Annotated in this window: 23 protein-coding genes; 16 read left to right on the forward strand and 7 right to left on the reverse strand. The window is 69.1% G+C overall.

Annotated elements, in window-relative coordinates; translation table 11 throughout:
- Positions 1-72 precede the first annotated feature (72 nt).
- The 14 genes from IM25_RS16480 to IM25_RS16545 all read left to right on the forward strand — a co-directional run bounded on the left by IM25_RS16480 (position 73) and on the right by IM25_RS16545 (position 15,600).
- Positions 73-1,323 carry a bifunctional 3,4-dihydroxy-2-butanone-4-phosphate synthase/GTP cyclohydrolase II gene (locus IM25_RS16480; protein WP_033096614.1) on the forward strand — a complete coding sequence of 417 codons (1,251 nt, stop codon included), beginning with the start codon at positions 73-75 and terminating at the stop codon, positions 1,321-1,323.
- Positions 1,323-1,805, forward strand: a complete 483-nt coding sequence (ribH, locus tag IM25_RS16485; RefSeq protein WP_033096615.1) for a 6,7-dimethyl-8-ribityllumazine synthase — start codon at positions 1,323-1,325, stop codon at positions 1,803-1,805. The genes IM25_RS16480 and ribH overlap by 1 nt, the downstream gene beginning before the upstream one ends.
- Positions 1,802-2,329, forward strand: a complete 528-nt coding sequence (locus IM25_RS16490) for a PH domain-containing protein (protein ID WP_033096616.1) — start codon at positions 1,802-1,804, stop codon at positions 2,327-2,329. The genes ribH and IM25_RS16490 overlap by 4 nt, the downstream gene beginning before the upstream one ends.
- Positions 2,330-2,338: 9 nt before the next feature.
- Positions 2,339-4,552: an excinuclease ABC subunit UvrC gene (gene uvrC, locus IM25_RS16495; RefSeq protein WP_033096617.1), complete on the forward strand. Its 2,214-nt coding sequence runs from the start codon at positions 2,339-2,341 to the stop codon at positions 4,550-4,552.
- Positions 4,553-4,575: 23 nt separating this feature from the next.
- Positions 4,576-5,490 (forward strand): RNase adapter RapZ, encoded by a 915-nt coding sequence (gene rapZ, locus IM25_RS16500; RefSeq protein ID WP_006551473.1) that lies wholly within the window; start codon positions 4,576-4,578, stop codon positions 5,488-5,490.
- A complete protein-coding gene (locus tag IM25_RS16505) occupies positions 5,487-6,554 on the forward strand; it encodes a gluconeogenesis factor YvcK family protein (RefSeq protein ID WP_065996176.1) in 1,068 nt (355 codons plus the stop codon). The genes rapZ and IM25_RS16505 overlap by 4 nt, the downstream gene beginning before the upstream one ends.
- On the forward strand, positions 6,545-7,528 hold the full coding sequence (whiA, locus tag IM25_RS16510) for a DNA-binding protein WhiA (RefSeq protein ID WP_006551475.1): 984 nt from the start codon (positions 6,545-6,547) through the stop codon (positions 7,526-7,528). The genes IM25_RS16505 and whiA overlap by 10 nt, the downstream gene beginning before the upstream one ends.
- A gap of 123 nt (positions 7,529-7,651) precedes the next feature.
- The gene (gap, locus tag IM25_RS16515; protein WP_006551476.1) at positions 7,652-8,668 is read left to right on the forward strand and encodes a type I glyceraldehyde-3-phosphate dehydrogenase; all 1,017 of its coding nucleotides are present in this window, start codon (positions 7,652-7,654) and stop codon (positions 8,666-8,668) included.
- Positions 8,669-8,694: 26 nt separating this feature from the next.
- A complete protein-coding gene (locus tag IM25_RS16520) occupies positions 8,695-9,906 on the forward strand; it encodes a phosphoglycerate kinase (protein ID WP_006551477.1) in 1,212 nt (403 codons plus the stop codon).
- Between the two features lie 5 nt (positions 9,907-9,911).
- Positions 9,912-10,697 (forward strand): triose-phosphate isomerase, encoded by a 786-nt coding sequence (gene tpiA / locus IM25_RS16525; protein WP_033096619.1) that lies wholly within the window; start codon positions 9,912-9,914, stop codon positions 10,695-10,697.
- Positions 10,698-10,858: 161 nt separating this feature from the next.
- A complete protein-coding gene (gene secG, locus IM25_RS16530) occupies positions 10,859-11,092 on the forward strand; it encodes a preprotein translocase subunit SecG (RefSeq protein WP_006551479.1) in 234 nt (77 codons plus the stop codon).
- A 64-nt stretch (positions 11,093-11,156) separates the two neighbouring features.
- Entirely contained in the window at positions 11,157-13,919 is a 2,763-nt protein-coding gene (gene ppc, locus IM25_RS16535; RefSeq protein ID WP_065996177.1) for a phosphoenolpyruvate carboxylase, read from the forward strand.
- Between the two features lie 88 nt (positions 13,920-14,007).
- Entirely contained in the window at positions 14,008-14,346 is a 339-nt protein-coding gene (locus IM25_RS16540; protein WP_019289286.1) for a YciI family protein, read from the forward strand.
- Positions 14,347-14,349: 3 nt separating this feature from the next.
- Positions 14,350-15,600, forward strand: coding sequence for an RNA polymerase sigma factor (locus IM25_RS16545; RefSeq protein WP_033096620.1), 1,251 nt, complete (start codon positions 14,350-14,352; stop codon positions 15,598-15,600).
- Positions 15,601-15,850: 250 nt separating this feature from the next.
- On the opposite strand, the gene IM25_RS27640 is transcribed toward IM25_RS16545, so the two are convergent.
- Together IM25_RS27640 and IM25_RS16550 are read right to left on the reverse strand one after the other, a co-directional pair.
- Positions 15,851-16,006, reverse strand: a complete 156-nt coding sequence (locus IM25_RS27640) for a phospholipase effector Tle1 domain-containing protein (protein WP_094980519.1) — start codon at positions 16,004-16,006, stop codon at positions 15,851-15,853.
- A gap of 46 nt (positions 16,007-16,052) precedes the next feature.
- A complete protein-coding gene (locus tag IM25_RS16550) occupies positions 16,053-16,541 on the reverse strand; it encodes an SRPBCC domain-containing protein (protein WP_019289288.1) in 489 nt (162 codons plus the stop codon).
- A gap of 780 nt (positions 16,542-17,321) precedes the next feature.
- Here IM25_RS16550 and IM25_RS16555 point away from each other — a divergent pair.
- Both IM25_RS16555 and IM25_RS16560 read left to right on the forward strand, forming a co-directional pair.
- The gene (locus IM25_RS16555) at positions 17,322-18,110 is read left to right on the forward strand and encodes a hypothetical protein (RefSeq protein WP_231780697.1); all 789 of its coding nucleotides are present in this window, start codon (positions 17,322-17,324) and stop codon (positions 18,108-18,110) included.
- The gene (locus IM25_RS16560) at positions 18,111-19,880 is read left to right on the forward strand and encodes a GMC family oxidoreductase N-terminal domain-containing protein (protein WP_033096622.1); all 1,770 of its coding nucleotides are present in this window, start codon (positions 18,111-18,113) and stop codon (positions 19,878-19,880) included.
- Between the two features lie 370 nt (positions 19,881-20,250).
- Here IM25_RS16560 and pgl read toward each other — a convergent pair whose 3' ends face one another.
- The 5 genes from pgl to tkt are packed head-to-tail and all read right to left on the reverse strand — an operon-like array spanning position 20,251 to position 26,706.
- Entirely contained in the window at positions 20,251-21,012 is a 762-nt protein-coding gene (pgl, locus tag IM25_RS16565) for a 6-phosphogluconolactonase (protein WP_019289290.1), read from the reverse strand.
- Entirely contained in the window at positions 21,005-21,913 is a 909-nt protein-coding gene (gene opcA / locus IM25_RS16570; RefSeq protein WP_024100808.1) for a glucose-6-phosphate dehydrogenase assembly protein OpcA, read from the reverse strand. Before opcA ends, pgl begins: the two co-directional genes overlap by 8 nt.
- On the reverse strand, positions 21,910-23,451 hold the full coding sequence (zwf, locus tag IM25_RS16575) for a glucose-6-phosphate dehydrogenase (protein WP_006551489.1): 1,542 nt from the start codon (positions 23,449-23,451) through the stop codon (positions 21,910-21,912). The genes opcA and zwf overlap by 4 nt, the downstream gene beginning before the upstream one ends.
- A gap of 2 nt (positions 23,452-23,453) precedes the next feature.
- Positions 23,454-24,599: a transaldolase gene (gene tal / locus IM25_RS16580; RefSeq protein WP_006551490.1), complete on the reverse strand. Its 1,146-nt coding sequence runs from the start codon at positions 24,597-24,599 to the stop codon at positions 23,454-23,456.
- 4 nt (positions 24,600-24,603) lie between these two features.
- Complete coding sequence (gene tkt, locus IM25_RS16585; RefSeq protein WP_006551491.1) at positions 24,604-26,706, reverse strand: transketolase; 2,103 nt, start codon at positions 26,704-26,706, stop codon at positions 24,604-24,606.
- Between the last annotated feature and the right edge of the window lie 20 nt (positions 26,707-26,726).

A 26,726-nucleotide genomic window follows, 5' to 3' on the forward strand; every position in this document is an offset into this window, starting at 1 on the left:
CGTCGTACTGTGGAGATCGACAGTGGACGCGGAGCACGAGTCGTCCGGATACGAGAGTTGGAGTCCAGGGAAGTGACGAGGTTCGACACCATCGAGCGCGCGGTCGCCGACATCGCCGCCGGTAAGGCGGTCGTCGTGGTCGACGACGAAGACCGTGAAAACGAGGGCGACCTCATCTTCGCCGCGGAGAAGGCAACGCCGGAACTCGTGGCGTTCATGGTCCGCTACACGTCCGGGTACCTGTGCGTGCCTCTGGACGGCGAGGACTGCGACCGTCTCGGTCTGCCTCCCATGTACAGCGTCAACCAGGACAAGCACGGCACCGCCTACACGGTCACCGTCGACGCGAGGGAAGGCATCGGCACAGGTATCTCCGCGTCCGACCGCGCCGCCACCATGCGGCTGCTCGCCGACCCGAACTCCACCGCCCAGGACTTCACGCGTCCCGGTCACGTGGTGCCGCTGCGCGCCAAGGAGGGCGGCGTCCTGCGCCGGCCCGGGCACACCGAGGCCGCCGTCGACCTCGCGCGCATGGCCGACCTGCGACCGGCCGGCGTCATCTGCGAGATCGTCTCGCAGAAGGACGAAGGCGAGATGGCGCGCACCGACGAACTGCGGGTCTTCGCCGACGAACACGAACTCGCCCTGATCTCGATCGCGGATCTCATCGCATGGCGCCGCAAGCACGAGAAGCACGTCGTGCGCGTCGCCGAGGCCCGCATCCCCACCCGGCACGGCGACTTCACGGCCGTCGGCTACCAGAGCATCTACGACGACGTCGAACACGTCGCGCTCGTCCGCGGCGACATCGCCGGCCCGGACGACGACGGCTCCGACGTGCTCGTGCGTGTGCACTCCGAATGCCTGACCGGCGACGTCTTCGGGTCGCTGCGCTGCGACTGCGGTCCGCAGCTCGACGCCGCCCTCGAGATGGTGGCCGAGGAAGGCCGCGGCGTCGTGCTCTACATGCGTGGCCACGAGGGACGCGGCATCGGCCTGATGCACAAGCTGCAGGCTTACCAGCTGCAGGACTCCGGCTCCGATACCGTCGACGCCAACCTGCAACTCGGCCTGCCCGCCGACGCCCGCGACTACGGCATCGGCGCTCAGATCCTCGTCGACCTCGGTATCTCGTCGATGCGGCTGCTGACCAACAACCCGGCCAAGCGCGTCGGTCTCGACGGCTACGGCCTGCAGATCACCGAACGTGTCCCGATGCCGTTGCGCGCGAACCGCGAGAACATCTCGTACCTGCGCACGAAGCGCGATCGCATGGGCCACGACCTGATCGGTCTCGACGAGTTCGACGAGGGAGACGCCTGATGAGCGGCGAAGGCCTGCCCGACCTGCAGCTCGCCGACGCCGCAGGGCTGAGCCTCGCGATTGTCGCCGGCAGCTGGCACACCGTGATCTCCGACGCCCTCATCGCAGGCGCACAGCGTGTCGCCGAGCAGGCGGGTGTCACCGACGTCACCCTCGAGCGGGTCGCCGGAGCGATCGAGCTTCCCGTCGTCGCGCAGCAGCTCGCCCGCACCCACGACGCGGTCGTCGCGCTCGGCGTGGTGATCCGCGGCGGCACACCGCACTTCGAGTACGTGTGCGACGCCGTGACCTACGGCCTCACCCGGATCGCGCTCGACGAGGGCACCCCCGTGGGCAACGGTGTTCTCACCACCGACACCGAACAGCAGGCCCGCGACCGCGCCGGTCTGCCCGGCTCCGCGGAAGACAAGGGCGGCCAGGCCTGCGCGGCCGCGCTCGACACCGCCGTGACCCTGCGGCGGCTGCGGAAGGCGGCGCGTTGACCCGCGACGAGACCGGCTGGGATCTCGAGGTACGCCCGGAGAAGATGCGGCGCTGGGTCGTCGTGGCGGCGGTCGTCGTCATGGCCATCCACATCTTCGCGGCGCTCGTGCTCCGCGGGGGCGGCGACACCGGCGTGCACCTGCGGGTCGTCGACCAGATCGCGATCCTCGCCATCGGTGTCGTGCTCACCGGAGGCGTCCTGCTGTTCACCCGCCCACGGCTGCGGGCGGGTGCCGACGGCGTCTCCGTCCGCAACGTGGTCGCCGAACGACACATCCCGTGGACCGACGTGCGCGGGCTGTTCTTCGACCAGGGCGCCCCCTGGGCCCGCCTCGAACTGCCGTTCGACGAGTACGTGCCCGTCGTCGCCATCCAGGCGCGCGACGGGGAACGCGCCGTGGACGCGCTCGAGCGTTTCCGCGAACTGGAGTCCCGCTACACCGGCGGAGCCGTCAGCGACAACGACGACGGCGGAGCCGTCAGGCGCAACGACGACGGCGGAGCCGTCAGGGGCGACGACTAGCCTGGACCTGTGCCCGACCCCTCGACATATCGCCCAGCCCCCGGTTCCATTCCCACGGAGCCGGGGGTCTACAAGTTCCGCGACCCGCACGGCCGGGTCGTCTACGTCGGCAAGGCGAAGAATCTCCGGTCCCGCCTGAACTCGTACTTCGCCGACATCGCCTCGCTGCATCCGCGCACCCGTCAGATGGTCACCACCGCGGGCCGGGTCGAGTGGACGGTGGTGCGCACCGAGGTCGAGGCACTCCAACTCGAGTACAACTGGATCAAGGAGTTCGATCCGCGGTTCAACGTCCGCTACCGCGACGACAAGACGTACCCGATGCTCGCGGTCACGTTGAACGAGGAATACCCCCGTCTGTTCGTCTACCGGGGGCCGCGCCGCAAGGGCGTGCGCTATTTCGGTCCCTACTCGCATGCCTGGGCGATCCGCGAGACCCTCGACCTGTTGCTGCGGGTGTTCCCGTCGCGCACGTGCTCGGCCGGGGTCTTCAAGCGGCACGCGCAGATCGGCCGCCCGTGCCTGCTCGGCTACATCGACAAATGCTCCGCGCCGTGTGTCGGACGCGTCTCCGCCGACGAACACCGCCGCATCGTCGAGGACTTCTGCGACTTCCTCGCCGGTCGCACCGACAAACTCGTCCGCGATGTCGAGAAGCGGATGCAGGCCGCCGCGGAGGAACTCGACTTCGAGACCGCAGCCCGCCTGCGCGACGATCTCGGGGCACTGCGCAAGGCACTCGAGAAGCAGGCCGTCGTGCTCGGCGACGGTACCGACGCCGACCTCGTGGCGTTCGCCGGCGACGACCTCGAGGTGGCCGTCCAGGTCTTTCACGTGCGCGGCGGTCGCGTGCGGGGTCAACGCGGCTGGGTCGTCGAGAAGTCCGGCGACGTGCTCGACCGTCCCGAGGACCGCGACGTCGAAGGCGTCGAGGCCGCCGAGGGGACCGACGACGCCGAAGAACTCTCGCTGCTCGTCGAACAGTTCCTCACCCAGTTCTACGGCGAGGAGGCCGCGCTCGGCACCGACGACGCGGACGCCACCAGTGCCGTGCCGCGCGAGGTGCTCGTCCCCGCCCTGCCGCCCGACCCGGACGAGATGAGCCGCTGGCTCGGGCGTCTGCGCGGCGGTCCCGTGCGTCTGCGCATCCCGCAGCGCGGCGACAAGAAGGCACTGGCCGACACGGTCGAACGCAACGCCAAGGAAGCACTTGCCCAGCACAAGCTGCGGCGCGCGGGCGACTTCAATGCCCGATCGGCGGCGTTGCAGGGTATCCAGGACGTCCTCGACCTCGACTCGGCGCCGCTGCGTATCGAGTGTGTCGACATCAGCCACGTGCAGGGCACCGACGTCGTCGCATCGCTGGTCGTCTTCGAGGACGGACTGCCCCGCAAGTCCGACTACCGGCACTACGCCATCAAGCACGCCGCGGGCGACGGGCACTCCGACGACGTCGCCTCGATCGCCGAGGTCACCCGCCGGCGTTTCCTCCGCCACAACCGCGACCTCGCCCGACAGGCCGATTCGGACGGATCCGTTCCGGAGGGTGGCGACGGCGGGGACCTCGCGCCCGAAGCAGCACTGGACCCGGCGACGGGCCGTCCGCGCAGGTTCGCCTACCCGCCGAACCTGTTCGTCGTCGACGGTGGTGCGCCGCAGGTCGCGGCCGCGGCCGAGGTCCTCGACGAACTCGGTATCACGGATGTCGCGGTCGTCGGGCTCGCGAAGCGTCTCGAGGAGGTGTGGGTGCCGGGGGAGGAGGACCCGGTGATCCTTCCGCGCACCAGCGAGTCGCTGTACCTGCTGCAGCGTATCCGCGACGAGGCACACCGTTTCGCGATCACCTACCACCGCAGCAAGCGGTCCAAGCGCATGACCGCCTCCGCTCTCGACGGGGTTCGTGGTCTCGGTGACACCCGACGCAAGGCGCTCGTCACCCACTTCGGGTCGGTCGCGCGGCTACGCGAGGCGAGCGTCGAGGAGATCACCGCGGTGCCCGGGATCGGGCAGGCCACGGCGAAAGCCGTCCTCGAGGCGCTGCGGGGCGACGTACCGGCTCCGGCTGAGTCGCCGCACGACACCGGCGCCCCGACCGTCGCGGATGCGAGCGATCCGGCTGCGGCACCTGCGGGTGACCCGACGGCCGCGGATGCGGGCGACACGCCCGTAGGCGATGATGGCTCCGTCGGCGTGTCGGGAGTACGAGCGGAGTCGGAACAGTGACCGAAGTGGGTCGGATCCCGGGGATGGCGGACGGTTCGGAACAGGGTGTCGACGGTGAACGGCCGGCGCAGGCCGAGGTCATCGTCGTCACCGGACTGTCCGGAGCCGGACTGAGTACTGCGGCGACCGCCCTCGAGGATCTCGGGTGGTACGTCGCGGAGAACCTCCCGCCCCAGTTGGTGCTGTCGATGATCGATCTCGCGGTGCAGGCCGAACCTCCGCTGCAACGTCTCGCCGTGGTGATGGACGTGCGCAGCCGGTTGTTCACCGGCGACCTCGAACGCGTCGTCACCGATCTGGCGGCCCGCCCGGTCAACACCCGGGTGCTGTTCCTCGAAGCGGCCGACTCGGTGCTCGTCCGGCGGTTCGAGCAGGTACGCCGCAGTCATCCGCTGCAGTCCGACACGGCCGATCGCACGCTCACCGACGGCATCGCCGTCGAACGCGAGCAGCTCGCTCCCGTGAAGGCCGCGGCCGACCTCGTCATCGACACGTCCGCGCTGTCCGGGCCCGATCTGCGTCGCAAGATCGAGGCGGCCTTCGGCGACGCCACATCCGACACCATCCGGGTGACCGTGGAGTCGTTCGGCTTCAAGTACGGCCTGCCCATGGACTCCGACGTCGTGTGCGACGTGCGGTTCCTGCCGAACCCCCACTGGATCGCCGAATTGCGGCCGCACACCGGGCAGGACGCGGCGGTGCGCGACTATGTACTCTCCCGCGACGGTGCCGAGGACTATCTCGCCACCTATCACCGGCTGCTCGATCTGACGACCGCCGGTTACCGTCGGGAGGGGAAGCGCTACATGACGATTGCAGTGGGCTGCACCGGAGGGAAACACCGGAGCGTGGCGATGGCCGAGGCCCTCGCTGCACGCCTCGAGCAGGCACCGGATCTGACGGTGAACGTGGTGCACCGGGATCTGGGGCGCGAGTGAACGCCGCCGAGACTCCCGACTCCGACAGCACGCCGTACTCCGAGAGCGCTCCGAGCTCCGGGGCGGTGCCCGGCCCCGCGATCACTGCTCTCGGTGGCGGACACGGCCTGTACGCGACGCTCAGTGCCGTCCGGCGCCTCACCGACCGGGTCACCGCCGTGGTGACCGTCGCCGATGACGGAGGGTCCTCGGGACGGCTGCGCGCCGAACTCGGCGTCGTCCCACCCGGCGACCTGCGCATGGCGCTCGCAGCGCTCGCCGGCCGCGACGACGAGGTCCGGGTGTGGACCGAGACCGTCCAACACCGCTTCGGGGGCACGGGCGCCCTCGCCGGGCACTCGGTCGGCAACTTGATCCTCGCCGGGCTCGCCGAGGTCGCGGGCGACACCGTCACCGCCCTCGACATGCTCGCCCGCGTCCTCGACGTGCGCGGCCGTGTGCTGCCCATGTCGCCGATCCCGCTCGACATCGAGGCCGACGTGTCGGGACTCGAATCCGCCCCGCGGGTGAGCCGCTGCATCCGGGGGCAGGTCGCGGTGGCGACCACCCCGGGCAAGGTGCGCCGGGTCCGGCTGATTCCCGCCGATCCGCCGGCCTGCCCGCCCGCGCTCGACGCGGTGTGCGAGGCCGATCTCGTGGTGCTCGGCCCGGGATCCTGGTTCTCGAGCGTCATCCCGCACGTGCTCGTCCCGGACCTGCACGAGGCGCTGGTCCACACGACGGCGCTCAAGGTCCTCGTGCTCAACCTCGCGGCGGAACCGGGGGAGACCGCAGGCTTCTCCGCGGAACGCCACCTGCACGTTCTCGCCCAGCACGCCCCCGATTTCCGTGTCGACCAGGTCGTCGTGGATGCTGCCTCGGTACCGGAAGGACGCGAGCGCGAGCACCTGAGCCGGTCCGCGGCCCGATTCGGAGCGGACGTCTCGTTCGTCGATGTCGCCGAGACCGGTACGCATCGACACGACCCCGCCAAGTTGGCGGGGGCACTGGAAACATGTCTGTCCTCGCGCGGTGGAGTCCGTGCCACACGCGGGGGTGGGAGGGAGAGCGTCTCGTGGCAATGACAGCGGAGGTCAAGGACGAGCTGAGCAGGTTGTCGGTCACCAGGATCAGCAACCGCAAGGCCGAGGTGTCCGCCCTCCTGCGCTTCGCCGGGGGATTGCACATCGTCGCCGGGCGAGTGGTCGTCGAGGCCGAGGTCGACCTCGGATCGATCGCACGTCGCCTCCGCCGCGAGATCTTCGAGCTCTACAGCTATCCCGCGGAGATTCAGGTGCTCGGTGCGGGTGGTCTGCGCAAGAGCTCCCGGTACATCGTCCGTGTCGGGAAGGACGGTGAGGCGCTGGCCCGCCGCACCGGTCTGCTCGACGGTCGCGGACGACCGGTGCGCGGACTGCCGGCACAGGTGGTCGGCGGCAGCGTCTCCGACTCCGCCGCGGCGTGGCGCGGGGCGTTTCTCGCGCACGGCTCGCTCACCGAACCGGGCCGTTCCTCGGCGCTCGAGGTGAGCTGCCCCGGCCCGGAGGCCGCCCTCGCGCTCGTCGGCGCCGCCCGCCGGCTCGGCGTCACTGCCAAGGCGCGTGAGGTGCGCGGCGCCGACCGGGTGGTGATCCGCGACGGCGAGGCCATCGGCGCGCTGCTCACCCACATGGGCGCGCAGGACACCCGGCTGGTCTGGGAGGAGCGCCGCATGCGCCGGGAGGTGCGGGCGACCGCGAACCGCCTCGCCAACTTCGACGACGCCAATCTGCGCCGGTCCGCACGCGCCGCCGTGGCGGCCGCCGCGCGGGTCGAGCGGGCGCTGGCGATCCTCGGCGCCGACGTGCCCGACCACCTCGCTGCCGCCGGCGCGCTGCGCGTGCAGCACCGTCAGGCGTCCCTCGAGGAGCTCGGCCAGCTCGCCGATCCGCCGATGACCAAGGACGCCGTCGCGGGACGGATCCGCCGCCTGCTGTCGATGGCGGATCGTCGCGCGAAGGAACTCGGGATCCCCGATACGGAGTCGGCCGTCACCGCTGAGTTGCTGGACGAGGCATAGCGGGGCAGGCTTGCAAGGGAGTTCGCGCCACGGCCGGGCGGCTCCCCACAGTACGACCGAACCCCACTAGGGTGAAGGTCACACAAGTACGACCATCGGAATACTGGGCAAAGGAGCTTCATTGTGACTGTCCGCGTAGGCGTGAACGGATTCGGACGCATCGGGCGCAACTTCTTCCGGGCGGTCGAGGCACAGAAGGCACTCGGCACCACCGACATCGAGATCGTTGCCGTCAACGACCTCACCGACAACGACACCCTCGCGACGCTCCTGAAGTACGACTCGATCCTGGGGCGCCTCGACAAGGACGTGCATGTCGAGGGCGACGACATCGTCGTCGGCGATCGGAAGATCAAGGCCCTCTCGATCAAGGAGGGCCCCTCCGCTCTTCCGTGGGGCGACCTCGGTGTCGACGTCGTCGTCGAGTCCACCGGCATCTTCACCAACGCCGCCAAGGCGAAGGGGCACATCGACGCCGGCGCCAAGAAGGTCATCATCTCGGCGCCTGCCACCGACGAGGACATCACCATCGTCATGGGCGTCAACCACGACAAGTACGACGGCACGCAGAACATCATCTCCAACGCCTCGTGCACCACGAACTGCCTCGGCCCCCTCGCCAAGGTGCTGAACGACGAGTTCGGCATCGAGAAGGGCCTGATGACCACGATCCACGCGTACACCCAGGACCAGAACCTGCAGGATGGACCGCACAAGGATCTGCGTCGCGCCCGCGCTGCCGCCCTGAACATCGTCCCCACCGGCACAGGCGCCGCCAAGGCCATCGGCCTCGTGCTCCCCGAGCTGCTCGGCAAGCTCGACGGCTACGCGCTGCGCGTCCCGGTCCCGACCGGCTCGGTCACCGACCTCACCGCGACCCTCACCAAGAAGGCCACCGCCGATGAGGTCAACGCCGCACTGAAGGCTGCCGCGGAGGGTCCGCTGAAGGGCATCCTGAAGTACAACACCGATCCGATCGTGTCCTCGGACATCGTCACCGACCCGCACTCGTCGATCTTCGACGCGCCTCTGACCAAGGTCATCGACGAGCAGGTCAAGGTCGTCTCGTGGTACGACAACGAGTGGGGCTACTCGAATCGTCTTGCCGACCTCGTCGGTCTCGTCGGCAAGTCTCTTTGAAACTCGTAGAACAGGACATTTGAACAGTGGCAGTTCAGACCCTCGAGGATCTGCTCGACGCAGGTGTGGAGGGTCGGGGCGTACTCGTGCGCTCCGACCTCAACGTCCCGCTCGACGGCGACACGATCACCGACGCCGGCCGCATCCTCGCGTCCGCGCCCACCATCCGCACGCTCGCGGAGGCCGGGGCCAAGGTCGTCGTGACCGCGCACCTCGGCCGCCCCAAGGGCGAGCCGGATCCGAAGTACTCGCTCGCGCCCGTCGCAGCGAAACTCGGTGAGGTGCTCGACCGCAACGTCCAGCTCGCCTCCGACGTCGTCGGCCAGGATGCGCTGGCGCGTTCCGAAGGGCTGACCGACGGCGACATCCTCCTGCTCGAGAACGTCCGCTTCGACGCTCGCGAGACCAGCAAGGACGATGCCGAGCGGCTCGCCTTCGCCCGTGAGCTCGTCGAGCTCGTCGGCGACGACGGCGCATTCGTCTCCGACGGCTTCGGTGTCGTGCACCGCAAGCAGGCGTCGGTCTACGACGTCGCGACGCTGCTCCCGCACTACGCGGGTGGTCTCGTCGCGGCCGAGGTCGACGTGCTCGCCAAGCTCACCACCGACACCGAGCGTCCGTACGCCGTGGTGCTCGGCGGCTCGAAGGTCTCCGACAAGCTCGGGGTCATCGAGGCGCTCGCACCCAAGGTCGACACGCTCGTAATCGGTGGCGGCATGTGCTTCACCTTCCTTGCGGCACAGGGCTACTCGGTCGGCACGTCGCTGCTCGAGGAGTCGATGATCGACACCTGCAAGCAACTGCTCGAACGCTTCGGCGACGTCATCCACATCCCTCAGGACGTGGTGGTGGCCGACAAGTTCGCGGCCGACGCACAGTCGCAGACCGTCGCGGCCGACTCCATCCCCGACGGATGGATGGGCCTCGACATCGGACCGGAGTCCGTGCGGCGCTTCGCCTCGCTCCTCGGCTCGGCGAAGACGGTGTTCTGGAACGGCCCGATGGGCGTGTTCGAGTTCGAGAACTTCGCGGCGGGCACGAAGGGTGTAGCGGAAGCGATCATCGAGGCCACCGGCAAGGGCGCGTTCAGCGTCGTCGGTGGCGGCGACTCCGCTGCGGCCGTGCGGTCGCTCGGACTCGGTGAGGACCGCTTCTCCCACATCTCCACCGGTGGTGGCGCCTCCCTCGAGTACCTCGAGGGCAAGGAACTGCCCGGCATCGCAGTTCTGGAGGGCTGACGGTCATGGCACGGACACCGCTCATCGCGGGCAACTGGAAGATGAACCTCAACCACCTCGAGGCCATCGCCCTGGTGCAGAAGATCGCGTTCACCCTTCCCGAGAAGTACCTCGAGAAGGTCGACGTGACGGTCATCCCGCCGTTCACCGGCATCCGCTCGGTGCAGACCCTCGTCGAGGGCGACAAGCTCGGCATCACCTACGGAGCCCAGGACATCTCGGTCCACGACTCCGGCGCCTACACCGGCGAGATCTCCGGCGCGATGCTCGCGAAGCTCGGCTGCACCTACGTGATCGTCGGGCACTCCGAGCGTCGCACCCTGCACGGTGAGACCGACGAGATCGTCCGCGACAAGACCAAGGCCGCGCTGCGGCACGGTCTCACTCCGATCGTGTGCATCGGTGAAGGACTCGACGTCCGCGAAGCCGGCAACCACGTCGAGTACAACGTCGAGCAGTTGAAGAACTCGCTCGCCGGCCTGTCCGCCGACGAGATCGCAAAGATCGTCGTCGCGTACGAGCCGGTCTGGGCCATCGGCACGGGCAAGGTTGCTTCGGCGGCCGACGCGCAGGAGGTGTGCGCCGCGGTGCGCAGTACCCTCGCCGAACTGGCCTCGCCCGAGGTCGCGGCATCGGTCCGAGTCCTGTACGGCGGGTCGGTCAACGCCAAGAACGTCGGTGAGCTCATCGCTCAGACCGACGTCGACGGCGGCCTCGTGGGAGGCGCCTCCCTCAAGGCCGACGAATTCGCTCAGCTGTCGGCGATCGCCGCAGGCGGTCCGCTCCTCTAGAGCGACCGGCATCGGGCGGGGTGCAGGATCTCGACGAGATGCTGCACCCCGCCCGCATTTCGCCCACCCGGCGTCCCCGGCACACCCGCAGCGTCCCCACAGGACGAGCGGGTAAGCTGACGCCGACGTCGCCCACCATCCGAAGGACATCGAACACCGACATGGAACTGTTCCTGGACATCCTCCTGATCGTCACGAGCCTGTTGCTCATCCTGCTGGTGCTGCTGCACCGCGGTAAGGGCGGTGGTCTGTCCAGCCTGTTCGGTGGCGGAGTCCAGTCCAATCTCTCGGGCTCGACGGTGGCGGAGAAGAACCTCGACCGTCTCACCGTCTTCACCGGCATCATCTGGGTGATCTCGATCCTCGGCATCGGACTGCAGATCAAGTTCAGCTGATCCCCGCACGTGCACGGACGCTGCCGCGGTCGCGCCCCGGCCGCCGGGCACAGATACTGGCCGTATGACGGACACTGTGCCTGCCTCTGCTACCGAACCCCTCCGCGAGGACATCCGCCTGCTCGGCGGCATCCTCGGCAACGTCATCCGTGAGCAGGCAGGACCCGAGACCTTCGACCTGGTCGAATCGGCCCGGGTAGAGAGTTTCCGGATCCGGCGCTCCGAGATCGACCGCACCGAACTCGCCGAACGCTTCGCCGGCGTCGCCACCGACGACCTGATTCCCGTCGCCCGGGCGTTCAGCCATTTCGGTCTGCTCGCCAATCTCGCCGAGGATCTGCACCGCGAACGACGTCGAGCCCTGCACGTGCGCGCAGGCGACCCACCGCAGGACAGCAGCCTCGCCGCCACCTACGCCAAGCTCGACGCCGCCGGTCCGGGCCTCGATGCCGACACCGTGACCGACGCGCTCGCGTCGGCTCTCGTCGCCCCCGTCATCACCGCTCATCCCACCGAGCCCCGCCGACGCACCGTCTTCGACGTCCAGACCGCCGTCACCGAACTCATGCGGCGCCGGGAGAGGACCGACGAACCCGCCGCGCTCGAGGAGATCGACCGCGCCCTGTACCGGCACATCCTGACCCTCTGGGACACCGCGCTCATCCGGCTCGCGCGCCTGAGGATCATCGACGAGGTCGACAACGGTCTGCGCTACTACGACCTCGCACTGTTCGACGTCGTTCCCGCCCTCAACGCCGAAGTGCGACGCGAACTCCGGCGACGCTGGCCCGACGCGGCGGTGCTCACCGAACCGCTGGTCCGGCCGGGAACCTGGATCGGCGGCGACCGCGACGGCAACCCCAACGTCGACGGCGAGGTCGTCACCACGGCCGCGAATCGCGCCTGTGAGACCGCGCTGCGACATCACCTCACCGAACTCGCCGCGCTCGAACGCGAACTGTCGATGTCCGAACGCACCGCGACCATCAGCAGCGCCCTGAAGAAGCTCGCCGACGACTCGGGCGACGACAATCCCGCCCACAGCGACGAGCCGTACCGACGGGCGGTACACGGTATCCGCGCTCGCCTCACCGCCACCGCGGACAGGCTGCTGCCCGGCGTGGATCTGCCCCACACGGTGCGTATCCCGTGCGAGCCCTATGCCACCCCGGCCCGCCTGCACACCGACCTGAACATCGTCGACGCCTCGCTGCGCGCCGGCGGAGCGACCGTGATCGCCGACGATCGACTCGCGCACCTGCGCAGCGCCGTCGAGGTCTTCGGCTTCCACCTCGCGCCACTCGACCTGCGTCAGAATTCCGAGGTCCACGAGAACGTCGTCGCCGAACTGCTCTCCTGGGCGGGAGTGACCGACCGCTACCGCGACCTGCCGGAGGACGACAAGGTCGCGCTGCTCACCGCGGAGTTGCGGATCCGCCGCCCGCTCACCACCCCCGACGCCCACCTGTCGGACGAGACAGCCAAGGAACTGGGCATCCTGCGTGCTGCCGCCGACGTGGTCCGTCGCATCGGACCGGCCGCCATCGAGCACTACATCATCAGCATGTGCACCTCGGTGTCCGACCTGCTCGAGGTCGAGGTCCTGCTCAAGGAGGTCGGGCTGCTCGACCTCGACCGCGGCTATCCGCGCAGCACGGTGCAGGTCATCCCGCTGTTCGAGACGATCGACGACCTGCGCGGCGGTGCCGCCACGCTGACCGCCGCCCTCGCCGTGCCCGAGTTCCGCAGCCTCGTCGACGGACACGACGGACTGCAGGAGATCATGCTCGGCTACTCCGATTCCAACAAGGATGGCGGTTATCTCACCGCCAACTGGGCGCTCTACCGCGCGGAACTCGATCTCGTCGAGGCGGCGCGCACCGCCGGGATCCGGCTGCGCCTGTTCCACGGTCGCGGCGGCACCGTCGGTCGCGGTGGCGGACCGAGTTACGACGCCATCCTGGCCCAACCTCCCGGCGCGGTCCAGGGCTCGTTGCGTCTGACCGAGCAGGGCGAGGTCATCGCCGCGAAGTACCGCGAACCGGTGCTCGCCCGCCGCAACCTCGAGGCGCTCGTCTCGGCGACCCTCGAGTCGAGCCTGCTCGATGTGGAAGGCCTCGGGAAGGACGCGCCGGAGGCCTACCGCATCCTCGACGAACTTGCCGACCTCGCTCGCGCCGCGTACAGCCGGCTCGTGCACGAGACACCGGGATTCGTCGAGTACTTCACCACCGCGACGCCGGTCTCGGAGATCGGTGCCCTCAACATCGGCAGCCGTCCCGCCTCCCGTAAGCAGACGAAGGCGATCAGCGACCTGCGGGCCATCCCGTGGGTGCTCTCGTGGACCCAGAGCCGCGTGATGCTCCCCGGCTGGTACGGCACGGGAACGGCTGTGCAGGACTGGGTGGCCGGTGATCCGGACCGGTTGGCGACCCTGCAGGATCTCTACCGTCGCTGGCCGTTCTTCCGTTCGGTGCTGTCGAACATGGCGCAGGTGCTCGCCAAGTCCGATCTCGGCCTGGCCGCCCGGTACTCCGAACTCGTCGAGGACACCGAACTGCGCGAGCGGGTGTTCGGCAGCATCGTCGACGAGCACGCCCGTACAGTCGACGCCTACCGGCAGATCACGGGCTACGACTCGCTCGTCGCGGATAATCCGGCGCTCGAGCGGTCGCTGCACAACCGGTTCCCGTATCTCGAACCGCTCAACCACCTGCAGGTCGAGTTGCTGCGCCGGTTCCGTGCCGGTGAGGACACCGACCGTGTCCGGCGCGGTATCCAGATCACGATGAACGGTCTCGCCACGGCGTTGCGCAACAGCGGTTAGAAAAAATTTCTCGTCGGGCGTCGATCCGGCAGGTGTCCGTTCGTCGTGATGGTGTAGGACGAACACCACACAGACGGGAGCGACCGCCATGAAGTACATGCTGTTGATCTACGCATCCACGACCGACGAAGCCACCTGCACCGTCGAGGACTGGCAGGACTACGAGAAGGCGATGCGCGACGCGGGTGTCCTCGTGTCCGGGCACGCCCTGCAGGATCTCGTCACCGCGACGACCGTGCAGGTCGACGCGGACGGACGACGCACGGTGACCGACGGACCGTTCGGCGAGAGCCGCGAGGTGCTCGGCGGATACGACGTCATCGACGTCGGCAGCCTCGACGAGGCACTCGACTGGGCGGCACGCTGTCCCGGATCGCGGGACGGCGGCACGGTCGTCGTGCGGCCGATCGCCGACTTCGGGGACTGAGCGATGGGGGAGCCGGCCTCGGCCGTCGAGTCGGTGTTCCGCGAGGAACACGGCCGGCTCCTCGCCGCGCTCGTCCATCGCTTCGGCGACCTCGACCTCGCCGAGGAGGTCGCATCGGAGGCACTCGAGGCGGCGCTCGTGCACTGGCCGGTCGACGGTGTGCCCGAGCGTCCGGGCGCTTGGCTGCTCACCACGGCCAGGCGCCGAGCGCTGGATCGGGTGCGCCGCGACCGCGTGTATGCGACGCGACTGGCGGAACTCGCCGTCGACACCGAACGTCGCGCGTCGTACGAACCGCCCGATGCCGGAGAACTGACGGACGACCGCCTCGAACTGTTCTTCACGTGCGCCCACCCCGCCCTCGCGGCGGACGACCGCGTCGCGCTGATCCTGCGCTGCCTCGGTGGTCTCACGACGAACGAGGTCGCGCGGGCCTTCCTCGTCCCGTCGCCGACGATGGCCCAGCGGATCGTGCGGGCCAAGAAGAAGATCCGCGGTGCCCGCATCCCGTTCCGGGTACCCGGACCGGACGAGCTGCCGGAGCGCCTGCCGGTGGTGCTCGCGGCGCTGTACTCGATCTTCACCGAGGGCTATGCCGCGAGCAGCGGTGAACATCTGCAACGCCTCGCCCTCGCAGAGGAGGCGGTCCGCCTCACCCGCATCCTGCACCGTCTGATGCGGACGGAACGGGAGGTGAGCGGGTTGCTCGCGCTGATGCTGCTCGTCCATGCCCGCCGGGACGCACGCACCGACCCGACCGGCGCCGTCATGCTGCTCGACGTGCAGGACCGCACCCGATGGGACCGCGCGATGATCGAGGAGGGCAGCGCACTGGTGGTCGCCGCACTCACCGGACGACCACCCGGCCCGTACGGGGTGCAGGCCGCGATAGCCGCGTTGCACGACGAGGCGAGCGACGTCGACAGCACCGACTGGCCGCAAATCATCGCCCTCTACGACGTACTGACCGCCCTGAGCCCGTCACCGATCGTCGCACTGAACCGCGCCGTGGCGGTCGCGATGCGCGACGGGCCCGCGGCCGGACTCGAACTCCTCGACGGACTCGCCGACGAGCCGAGTATCCGCGACTACGGACCGTACGTGGTGGCACGAGCCGAGTTGCTGGCTCGGGTCGGCCGGAAAGGTGAAGCGGCCGAAGCGTATCGGCGGGCGCTCGAGCTCGCCGGTACCGAACCCGAGCGGCGCCACCTCAGGGCGAGGTCGGCGGAGCTGTCGCGTTCACGGGAGTTGTGACCGACCCCGGTGCGCCGAGACCTCCGATGGGGGCGGAGCGGCGCGGTCGGGCGGTTCGTATGGCCGGATACCTCGAGGTCGTAGCGCTTCGGCGTGTACCACTCCGGATCGACCCAGTGCGGATTCCGTAGCCGGGTCGCCAGACCGTCCTCCCGGAGCTCGACGCTCTCGTGGATCTTCAGTCCTTCGGGCGATCGTGCCCCGCCGAGGATCTCACGAGTTCCTCGCCCGATGAGCCACCAGATGCGGCTCATCCGGGTCGGCGTCGCCGTCGCGCTCGTCTGTTCCGGCAGTCCTCGAATCCACCGCCGACGTCGGAGTGGACGCCCGTGAACCAGACCTCCTCGATCCGGTCGTTGGCGACCTCGTCCACCTTGTACGGCCTGCGGTACTCGTCGATGGAGATTTCCGGTGGTGCTCGTCGGGCGGATCACTGCAGCGAAAGGCGCCGGTCAGCGGTATTCGTCGACCAGGTCGAGGTAGTCGTCCCACAACGGCGGGCGGGTGCCGGCCAGTGCTGCGTCGAGGCGGTCGAGGTAGTACTGCCACCCCGGCCCGATCTCTCCGGCCTCCGAGCGCGGGACGTGCCGGTGTGTGAACTCGAGGGTGGTGACCTTCCCGACCTGACGCAGCACCACCTCGAGCTGCCACCCGTCCACGTCGACGGCGAATCCCTCGGGGGGAGAACACCGGAGGATGTCGACGTAGGTGGTGGCCGAATCGTGGTCGTCCGTCATGGTCAGGAGCACACGGCCCGTAGCGGGGTCGCCGATGTACGTGCCGTACCAACGGCCCAGCTTCTCCGAATCGGTGAGTGCCGCCCAGACCTCACCGATCGGGAGCAGGAAGTTGCGGTGGTAGATCAACCGCACCAGCGACGAGTCGCTCGGGCAATCGCGCTCCGGGCTCACTTCGCCTGTGATCGTCCTCGGCGTGCTCATCACGGCTCCTCTCGATGGGCGCTCGCCTTATCGAAATTGTCCTGCATCCGGCTGCCGGTGCGGTCCGTTTCACCGCGATGGGTCCTCCCGCTGTGTAGTGCGCTGCTCGAATCCGTTCACAGGATCGTCCCGATCCGGCACGGCGGGGGGAACCGTCGGTACAGGGACGAGATCCTCGAACTCGGATGGCGGCAGTCGTGGAGGTCGTTGTCCGGCACTTCGGTCCTCACGGATACCGGTTCACCGACGACGGGAGCCTCCGCGATCCTCACCAGCCAGTGGCGAAAGCCGCCACCGGCACCGCCACGCTGGTCACGAGCATGCACCCCAACGTGACAGTGTGCAGACGGCGGCGGGAACGAGCCTCGGTGCCGCCGAGATGTGTCTCCGCTGTGGCGCGGAGGGGACGACCTATCGTGGCGGATCAGCGCCTCCCAGGGCCACTGCCGCTCCGGGTCGGTCGGTACGCGACGTTCGAGCGGTGCGCACGCGAGCGTCCGGCCGTCCGCGTCGGTGATGTGCAATCGCGAAGGCGTCGCATTGCGCAGTCCGGAAGGTTCCGTGTCCGAGGCCGGCGCAAGAACGCCGGCGCGCCGCTCGTCGCCGGGACGATCAGCAGGAGCATCGTCCCGGCCTCGGAGTGTCTCCAGGACGGACGCGAACCGGTTGCTCTCCCTCTTCTTCTGCAACATGATTCCCACCCCGTCGCACCGATCGGCCGTGTTCGAATCCTGCACGCCCCGTGCGCGGACGGCACGGGTAGCGAGCTACCCGATTTCCGTGGATCGCTCCACCGGTCCGTGCGACCCGCCGGACGATCCGGACGACATTCCGCAATCGTTCCACGACATCTCGTACGCTGCACCACGGCAACGACGAGGGGGCGACGTGGACGACCCGCAGCACGGGTACTGGAACAGGCGGCGTTTTCTCGCCGGGACGGCCGCGACGATGGCGGCGTTGATCGGCACCGCAGGGGTGCTCGCGAGCGAAGCCGACGCGAGTCCGCTGAACGAGACGCCGCCCGTACGCGACACGATCAACGGGGTGCTCGCGTTCGTCGCACCCGGCAACGACCCGTACTCGCACCAACAGGGCGTGTGGACCGACCGGCCCGGCGGCGTCACCGCCGGCACCGCGGAATCCCTCGAGCGAACCCTGGACCAGGCCTCGCCGATGCCGCTGCTCGGACCCGAGGCGGGCAACCTGCCCGGCGCCGCGGCGATCGCGGTGCTGCTCAACACTTTCGGTGTCACCGCCGACCCGCGTTCGGTGAGTGGTCCGTTCGCAGCGCCGTTCGCGAACCTGAGTCATGCCGCGAAGGCGCAGGTCTTCGAATGGCTCGACACCGACCCGCGTTTCGAAGGTCTGGTGCTGAAATTCGTGGTCAACGCGATTCCCACGCTGGCGGCCTTCGCGGCGTTCTCGGAGGTCTCCGCGTACAACCGTACTCGGCGCGAGCTCACGGGGCGGCCGGTCGGCTGGGAGTTGAGCCGCTATGCAGGGCCGAGTGACGGGTGGGACGAGTTCCTGGGCTACTACGGCGAAATCGACGAGGTGGAGGGATAGATGACCGACGTCATCGTCATCGGCGCCGGGGGTGGCGGACCCGTCGTGGCCAAGGAACTCGCGGCGCGCGGGCTCGACGTGCTCGTTCTCGAAGCAGGTCCCCGCTTCGCCGACCCGGAGAACGAGTGGACCCATTTCGAGGACGACCTCAACAATCCGATCACCGGGCTGTTCCGCCACGGACCGGGAGACCGCTCGGGCACGCCGTGGCTCCGAGATCTGCCTCAGAATTCGTTCGTGTGGCAGGTATCCGGCGTCGGTGGCACCACGCTCCACTTCTTCGGCAACTCGCCGCGGGCGGCACCCGGCGTATTCTCCGGATACGACGGCGCCGACCGCGACATGTACGACACGGCGCACCTGTTCCCCTTCGGATACGACGAACTGCGTCCCTACTACGAGTGGGTGGAGGCCACGCTGCCGGTGCAGACTGCCCCGATGGGCGCCAAGGAGCAGTTGTTCCTGCGGGGAGCAGCGGCCATGGGTCTGCCACACCAGACCTCGCTCGATACCACCGTGGCCGCCCACCGCGCACAGCAGAACGCGATCCTCCAACCCGGTGGTACCGCCGGCCGCACCCGCGACCGTGCGCGTCTGCACCATCCCGAAGCGCGGGGCTGCACGATGTGCGGGCACTGCTATCAGGGCTGCTATCTGCCGCTGGGGGCGCCGCGGAATCTCAAGGCCAGACGCTCCACCGACAATTCGTACGTGCCGATGATGCTCACCGCGGACGCGTGGTCCCCCCAGGGGCGTGCCGTCACCCTGATCGCCGATGCAGTGGTCTTCGAGATCCTCGTCGAGGAGGTGAACGGGGAGACCGTGGCGCGCGGAGTGCGGTTCACGACGGGAGAGGACGAGCACGAAGCGACCGCCCCGGTGGTGGTGCTGGCGGCCGGGTGCATCGAGAGCCCACGATTGTGGCTGAACTCGGCGCTGCCGAATCCGAACGGCTGGGTCGGCCGCGGCCTCACCGACCACCACATGGACGCGGTCTTCGGCGTCTTCGACGAGTACACCGGGCAGACGCGCGGCCCGGGTTCCAACGCGCGCGTCGATCTGCCCGGCTACGGCGGGATCGAGCAGGTCGGCCTGCCCCCGGCATTGATCGCGTACGCGCTGAACTTCAGCGACTCCGGCATCCACGGGTACGGACGTGCCGGAGGCGTCGTCGATTCCGCGGGGGCCGACAGCGTGGGGAGGCTCGTCGGACGCGACCTGCTCGATACGATGGCCGACGCCGACCGGGTCCTCGCGGCGCTCGTCATCTCGGACGACGACGTCGAACCGGACAACCGCGTGACGCTTTCGCCGATCCTGTACCCGGACGAAGCAGGTCTGGCGCCGCGGGTGACCGTGCAGCATCGTCGGCGCTCGGCGCGTACCCGCCGCAATCGTGACCACGCGACCCGCAAGGCCGTCGAGTTGATGAGAGCGGCGGGCGCGAAGAGGGTGCATCGCTGCGACTGGCCACCGCTGATCCTGCACTCGCAGTCGAGCATGCGGATGGGAGTGAGCGACCGGGATTCGGTGCTCGACGCCGACGCGGAGGCCCGGTGGGTGAAGAGACTGTTCGTCGCCGACAACTCGGCGCTCGCCAACAGTCTCGGAGGCCCGAACCCGACGTTGACGACGCAGGCGATCGCCACCCGCACGGCCGAGAAGATCTTCGCGAAGTACTTCGACGGTGACCCCTGGGTGGCACGGGAGAACCCGGTGTCGTCGATCGACGACCGCGTCACCGCCGCGGTGATCGAACGGGGTATCTGACCGCTCGATCCCGGATCGGACCGGCCGATTTCGTCCCGAGTGGAACCGTCGGGCGTCCCGGCGCGTCGAACGAGACAGAGGGCCGTGACGACAACGGTCCACGACGGGAGGAGCTCACCGGCATGGACCCACGAACGGTGCGATGTGTCCCGGGCCGATCACCGTTGCGCGCACTGCGCTCGACGGCAGGTCCGCGATCGATGAATCGGATGCGGTGTGTGCGAACCGGTGTCGACGACGGCGACACCGCCGGTACTTCGGAGGGGCGCCGTGTGGAGACGGACGACGCCGACGATCCCGACTTCGACGGCGCGGGCGCATGACGGCCGGATCGCCGATCACGGCGTCGGACTCCCGACGCTCCGCCCGGTCACTGCGCCGGGAGTTGCTCTGCGGCAGCCGGATCGAGGAACCACACGGTGCGTTCGGTGCCGTGGGCGCCCGCGGACGGGAAGTCCTCCGGTGCGGCACCGCCCACGGCCGCCGCGACGGCCTCCGCCTTGGCGGCACCGGTGACCAGCAACCAGACCTGCCGCGCCCGCTGCACGGCGGGCAGCGTCAGCGTCACCCGGGCCGGCGGCGGCTTCGGGGAGTCGTCGACACCCACCACGAAACGCTCCGACTCGCGCACCGCGTCGGTGTGGGGGAACAGCGAATTGATGTGCCCCTCACCGCCCATGCCGAGCAGGTGCACGTCGAAGACCGGCACGGTGCCGTCGGGGGAGTGCGCCGCGAGGAGTTCGGCGTACCGCTGGGCCGAGTCCTCCGGTGTGCTGCACCCGTCCTCGCCGAGCGCCGGCATGGTGTGGATGCGTGCCGGGTCGATCGGCACGTGGTCGAGCAGAGCCCCACGGGCCTGCACCTCGTTGCGATCCGGATCGCCGGGCGGCAGGAAACGCTCGTCGCCGAAGTAGACGTTCACCGCCGACCAGTCGATGGCGCCCTGGTCGCGACGCACGTGCTCGAGCATCGCGATACCGGTACCGCCGCCGGTGAGCACGACGTGGGCCTGCACCCGCTCGCGCTGCGCGGCGACGACGGCATCGACGAAGGCGGACGCCGCGGCGCGGGCGACCTCGTCGGCGTCGGCGAAACGCCGGATCTCGGACGGAGTGCGGGCCGTGTCAGACATAATCCACCTTCGGCAGGGCCGACAACGCGGCTTCGTAGACTTCGTCGGGATCGAGGCGACGCAGTTCCTCGGCGAGACATTCGGCCGAGTTCCGGCGCGCCAGGCTGATCAGCGAATCGGGCTTGTGGGTGCGTTCGAGGGTCGCCACGCGACCTTCCTGCGGGCGTTCCAGGGCGATCGTCTGCGACGCCGTGCGCAGTTCCACCCTCAGCTCGCCGACGGATCGCTCGACGGGGCAGTCGAGACGGCTCGCGAGCCACCCCGCGATCAGATCGACGGCCGGTTCGGTCCGCAGCCCCGACACGCGTGCCGAGAGCACTGGCTCGTAGGGCGGCTGATCGAGTGCCGAGACCAGCAGCGCCCGCCAGTAGGTGATGCGGGCCCAGGCCAGATCCGTGTCGCCCGGCCGGTAACCGGACAGGCGGGTCGCGAGATCGGCACGCGGGTCGTCGGAGTTGGTCACGTCGGTGATGCGGCGGACGGCGAGACGACCCACCGGGTCCTCGGCCGGGACCGCGGGGGCCTGGTTGGGCCACCACGCGACGACGGGGGTGTCCGGAAGGAGGAAAGGCACCACGACCGATTCCTGATGTTCACCGAGTTCGCCGTGCAGGGCGAGGATCAATGCCTCGGAGGCACCCGCTTCACCGGCGACCCGGATCTCCGCGTCGAGCCGCGACGGACCGTCCTGTCGTCCGCGACCGACGACGATGACGCGGCAGGGATGTTCCTTCGACGCCTCGGTGGCGGCCGTGATCGCGGCGTCGAGGCCTCGCGCGTCGCCGGCGCACACGATAAACGTGAGAACACGGCCCTGCGTGACCATTCCACTCGACCGTCGCAGCTCCACCAGCTTGCGACTGATGGCATTCGCGGAGGTGTTGCGCAACTGGAGCCTCACGGACGCCTCCATTCCCGGCCGGTACGCCGCAGCATCTCGTCGGCCGATTGCGGACCCCAGGTGCCGGACTCATAGGGTTCCGGTCGCCCGTTCGCCGCCCAGTGCTCGAGCACCGGATCGAGGATCTTCCAGGACAATTCGACTTCCTCGTCCACCGGGAACAGTGACGGGACGCCGAGGAGCACGTCGAGGATCAGGCGCTCGTAGGCCTCGGGGGAGGAGACCGTGAATGCCTGGCCGTAACTGAAGTCCATGTTCACGTCCCGGACCTCCATCTCGGAGCCGGGCACCTTCGACCCGAAGCGCATCGTGATGCCCTCGTCGGGCTGCACGCGGATCACCAACGCGTTCTGACCGAGCTCCTCGGTCATGGTCTTGTCGAACGGCAGGTGCGGGGCCCGCTTGAAGACCACCGCGATCTCGGTGACGCGGCGGCCGAGGCGCTTGCCGGTGCGCAGGTAGAAGGGCACACCCGCCCAGCGGCGGGTGTCGACCTCGAGGGTGATGGCCGCGTACGTCTCGGTGGTCGAATCCGCCGCGAAACCCTTCTCCTCGAGCAGTCCGACGACCTTCTCGCCGCCCTGCCAGCCGGATGCGTACTGGCCGCGCGCGGTGGTCTCGTCGAACGGCTCCGCCGGCCGGGTCGCCGACAGCACCTTGATCTTCTCCGCGTGCAGCTCCGACGCCGCGAAGCTCACCGGTTCCTCCATCGCGGTGAAGGCGAGCAGCTGCAGGAGATGGTTCTGGATGACGTCGCGGGCCGCGCCGATGCCGTCGTAGTAGCCGGCGCGACCACCGAGGCCGATGTCCTCGGCCATCGTGATCTGCACGTGGTCGACGTAGTGCGCGTTCCACACCGGCTCGAACATCTGGTTCGCGAAACGCAACGCGAGGATGTTCTGGACCGTCTCCTTGCCGAGATAGTGATCGATGCGGAAGACGGATTCCTCGGAGAACACCTCACCGACAACCGAATTGAGCTCGCGCGCACTCTCGAGGTCGTGCCCGAACGGCTTCTCGATCACGACGCGGCTCCACGAGCCGCCGCGTTCCGCGGCCAGACCCGAACGCGACAGCTGCCCGCACACCACGGGGAAGGCGTCCGGGGGAACCGACAGGTAGAACGCGTGGTTGCCACCCGTACCGCGTTCGCGGTCGAGCTTCTCGAGGGTCGTCGCGAGCTCCGCGAACGCCGCATCGTCGTCGAAGGTGCCCTGCACGAAGCGGATCCCCTCCGCGAGGCGCTGCCAGACCTCCTCGCGAAAGGGGGTACGCGAATGCTCACGCACCGCGTCGTGGACCACCTGACCGAAGTCCTCGTCGGCCCAATCCCTCCGGGCGAAACCGACGAGCGCGAATCCGGGCGGCAGGAGGCCGCGGTTGGCGAGATCGTAGACGGCGGGCATCAACTTGCGCCGGGCCAGATCGCCGGTCACGCCGAAGATCACCAGCGCGCACGGGCCGGCGATACGGGGCAGTCTGCGATCTCTGTTGTCCCGGAGCGGATTCACCCACTCCGCCGCACCGGATTCGGGCACGTTCAGCCCTCCGCGCCCGGCGCGTGAGCCGCGAGCTGTTCCGCCGTCGCCGCGAGCAGGTCCTTCCACGCCACGACGAACTTCTCCACACCCTCGTCCTCGAGCTTGCGGAAGACGTCGGGAAGATCCACACCGACCGATGCCAGCGCGTCGAAGACCTGCTGGGAGGAGGCGATGTTGCGGGTGACGGTGTCGCCCGTGACCTCACCGTGGTCGGCGACGGCCTCGAGGGTCTTCTCCGGCATCGTGTTCACGGTGTTCGGCGCGACCAACTCGGTGACGTAGAGGGTGTCGGGGTAATCGGGGTTCTTCACACCCGTCGACGCCCACAACGCACGCTGGGGAACGGCACCCGCCTCGGCGAGCTGCTCGAACCGCGTCCCGCCCTCGAACGCGCGCTGGTACGCGCCGTACGCGAGCCGCGCGTTGGCGAGACCGGCCTTGCCACGCAGAGCCAGCGCCCGGTCGGTGCCGATCTCCTCGAGGCGCGGGTCGATCTCGGTGTCGACACGCGAGACGAAGAACGACGCGACCGAGCGGATCTTCGACAGGTCGTGACCGGAGGCCTTCGCCGCGGTCAGGCCGTCGAGGTAGGCCTCGATGACCCGCTCGTAGCGCTCGACCGAGAAGATCAGCGTGACGTTGACGCTGACACCCTCACCGATCACCCGGGCGATGGCCGGCAGACCCGCCATCGTCGCCGGGATCTTGATGAACAGGTTCGGGCGGTCGACGATGCGCCACAGCTCGAGGGCCTGCTGGACGGTCTCGTCCGTCTTGTGCGCCAGACGCGGGTCGACCTCGATCGACACCCGTCCGTCGAGGCCGTCCGTGGCCTCGAACACCGGCGCGAGGACGTCGCAGGCCGCGCGCACGTCGTCGGTGGTGACGGTGCGGATCGCCTCGGTGGCGTCGGCACCGGCGGCGGCGAGATCGCGGATCTGCGCGTCGTAGGCATGGCCCTTCGACAGGGCGGCTTGGAAGATCGACGGGTTGGTCGTCACACCCACGACACTGCGGGTCGCGACGAGCTCGGCGAGCTTGCCGGAGTCGATGAGGTCGCGGGACAGGTCGTCCAGCCACACCGAGACACCCTGGGCGGACAGTTCGGCCAGCGCAGCGTTCTGCGTGGAGGTCTGCTGGGTCATCGGATCATCCCTTCACTCGGGTCAGCGAGCGACGCGCGGCGTCGACGACGGCCTCGGCAGTGATGCCGAACTCGCGGTACAGGGTCTTGTAATCGGCGGAGGCGCCGTAGTGCTCGAGCGAGACCGGCTCACCGGCGTCGCCGATGAGGCGGTACCACGGCATCGCGAGACCGGCCTCGACGGACACGCGGGCGCGCACCGACGGGGGCAGCACCTCGTCGCGGTAGGCCTGGTCCTGCTCGAGGAACCGGTCGAGCACCGGCACGGAGACGACGCGGGTGGGCACACCGTCGGCCTCGAGGGTCTCGCGGGCGGCAACGGCGAGCTGGACCTCGGAACCGGTCGCGAGGATCACGACCTCCGGGGTGCCCGACGAGGCCTCGGCCAGGATGTAGGCACCGCGGGCGACACCCTCGGCGGCCTTCTCCCGCGTGCCCTCGAGCACCGGCACGTTCTGACGGGTCAGCGCCAGAGCGGTCGGGCCGGTGCGGTTCTCCAGCGCGGCCTTCCACGCGAACGACGTCTCGTTGGCGTCGGCCGGGCGGATCACGGCGAGATTCGGGATCGCGCGCAGCGCCGCGAGGTGCTCGATCGGCTGGTGCGTCGGGCCGTCCTCACCGAGACCGATCGAATCGTGCGTCCACACGTAGATCGCCGGGGTCTGCATGAGGGCCGCGAGACGCACCGCGGGCCGCATGTAGTCGGAGAAGACGAGGAAGGTGCCGCCGTAGGGGCGGGTCGGGCCGTGCAGGGCGATGCCGTTGAGGATCGATCCCATCGCGTGTTCGCGGACGCCGAAGTGCAGGGTGCGTCCGTAGGGCTGCGCGTTCCAGTCCTTCGTGGAGATCGACTCGGGACCGAAGGAGTCGGAACCGGGAATCGTCGTGTTGTTGCTGCCGGCGAGGTCGGCGGAACCGCCCCACAGCTCGGGCAGTACCGGTCCGAGCGCGGCGAGGGCCTTGCCGGACGCCGAGCGGGTCGCGGGACCGCTCTCGGTGGGCTCGTAGGTCGGCAGTGCGTCGACCCAGCCCTCCGGGAACTCACCGGCGTGCAGGCGGTCGAACAGTTCCTTGCGCTGCGGCTCGCGGGCGGCCCACGCGTCGAAGTCGGCCTGCCATGCGGCGCGTGCCTCGGTGCCGCGCGTCACGACCTGCCGGGCGTGCTCGATCACGGCCGGGTCGACGTCGAAGTTCTTCTCGGGGTCGAAGCCGAGGATCTTCTTGATCTCGGCGACCTCGTCGACGCCGAGCGCGGCACCGTGCGCGTCGCCGCTGTTCATCTTCGTCGGCGCCGGGTAGCCGATGATCGTGCGGACGGAGATGAAGGACGGACGGTCGGTGACCGCCTTCGCGGCCTCGACGGCCTCGAGCAGGGCGGTGACGTTCTCGCCGCCCTCGACGGTCTGCACGTGCCAGCCGTATGCCTCGTAGCGCTTGGAGACGTCCTCACCGAGAGCGATCGCGGTGTCGTGCTCGATGGAGATCTTGTTGTCGTCGTAGAAGACGATCAGGTTGCCGAGCTGCTGGACACCGGCGAGCGAGGACGCCTCGGAGGTCACGCCCTCCTCGATGTCGCCGTCGGACGCGATCACATAGACGTAGTGGTCGAACGGGCTCGAGCCGGCGGGCGCCTCGGGATCGAACAGACCGCGCTCGCGGCGGGCGGCCATCGCCATGCCCACGGCGGAGGCCAGACCCTGACCCAGTGGGCCGGTGGTCATCTCGACGCCGGCGGTGTGGCCGTACTCGGGGTGGCCCGGGGTGAGCGAACCCCACGTGCGCAGCGCTTCGAGGTCGGCGAGCTCGAGTCCGTAGCCGGACAGGTACAGCTGGGTGTACAGCGTCAGGCTCGAATGTCCGCACGAGAGCACGAAGCGGTCGCGGCCGACCCACTCGGGGTCGGTCGGATCGTGGCGCATCACACGCTGGAAAAGGGTGTACGCGAGGGGAGCGAGGCTCATCGCGGTACCGGGATGCCCGTTTCCGACCTTCTGCACGGCGTCGGCGGCGAGCACGCGCGCGGTGTCGACGGCCTTGGTGTCCAGGTCGGTCCAGTCGGCAGGATGCGCAGGCTGGGTGAGGGTGCGGATCTCGTCTGTGATCGACACGAGCTTGAAGTCTCCTGACA

Source organism: Rhodococcus sp. p52 (assembly GCF_000763325.2).
Classification (GTDB): Bacteria; Actinomycetota; Actinomycetes; order Mycobacteriales; family Mycobacteriaceae; genus Rhodococcus; species Rhodococcus pyridinivorans.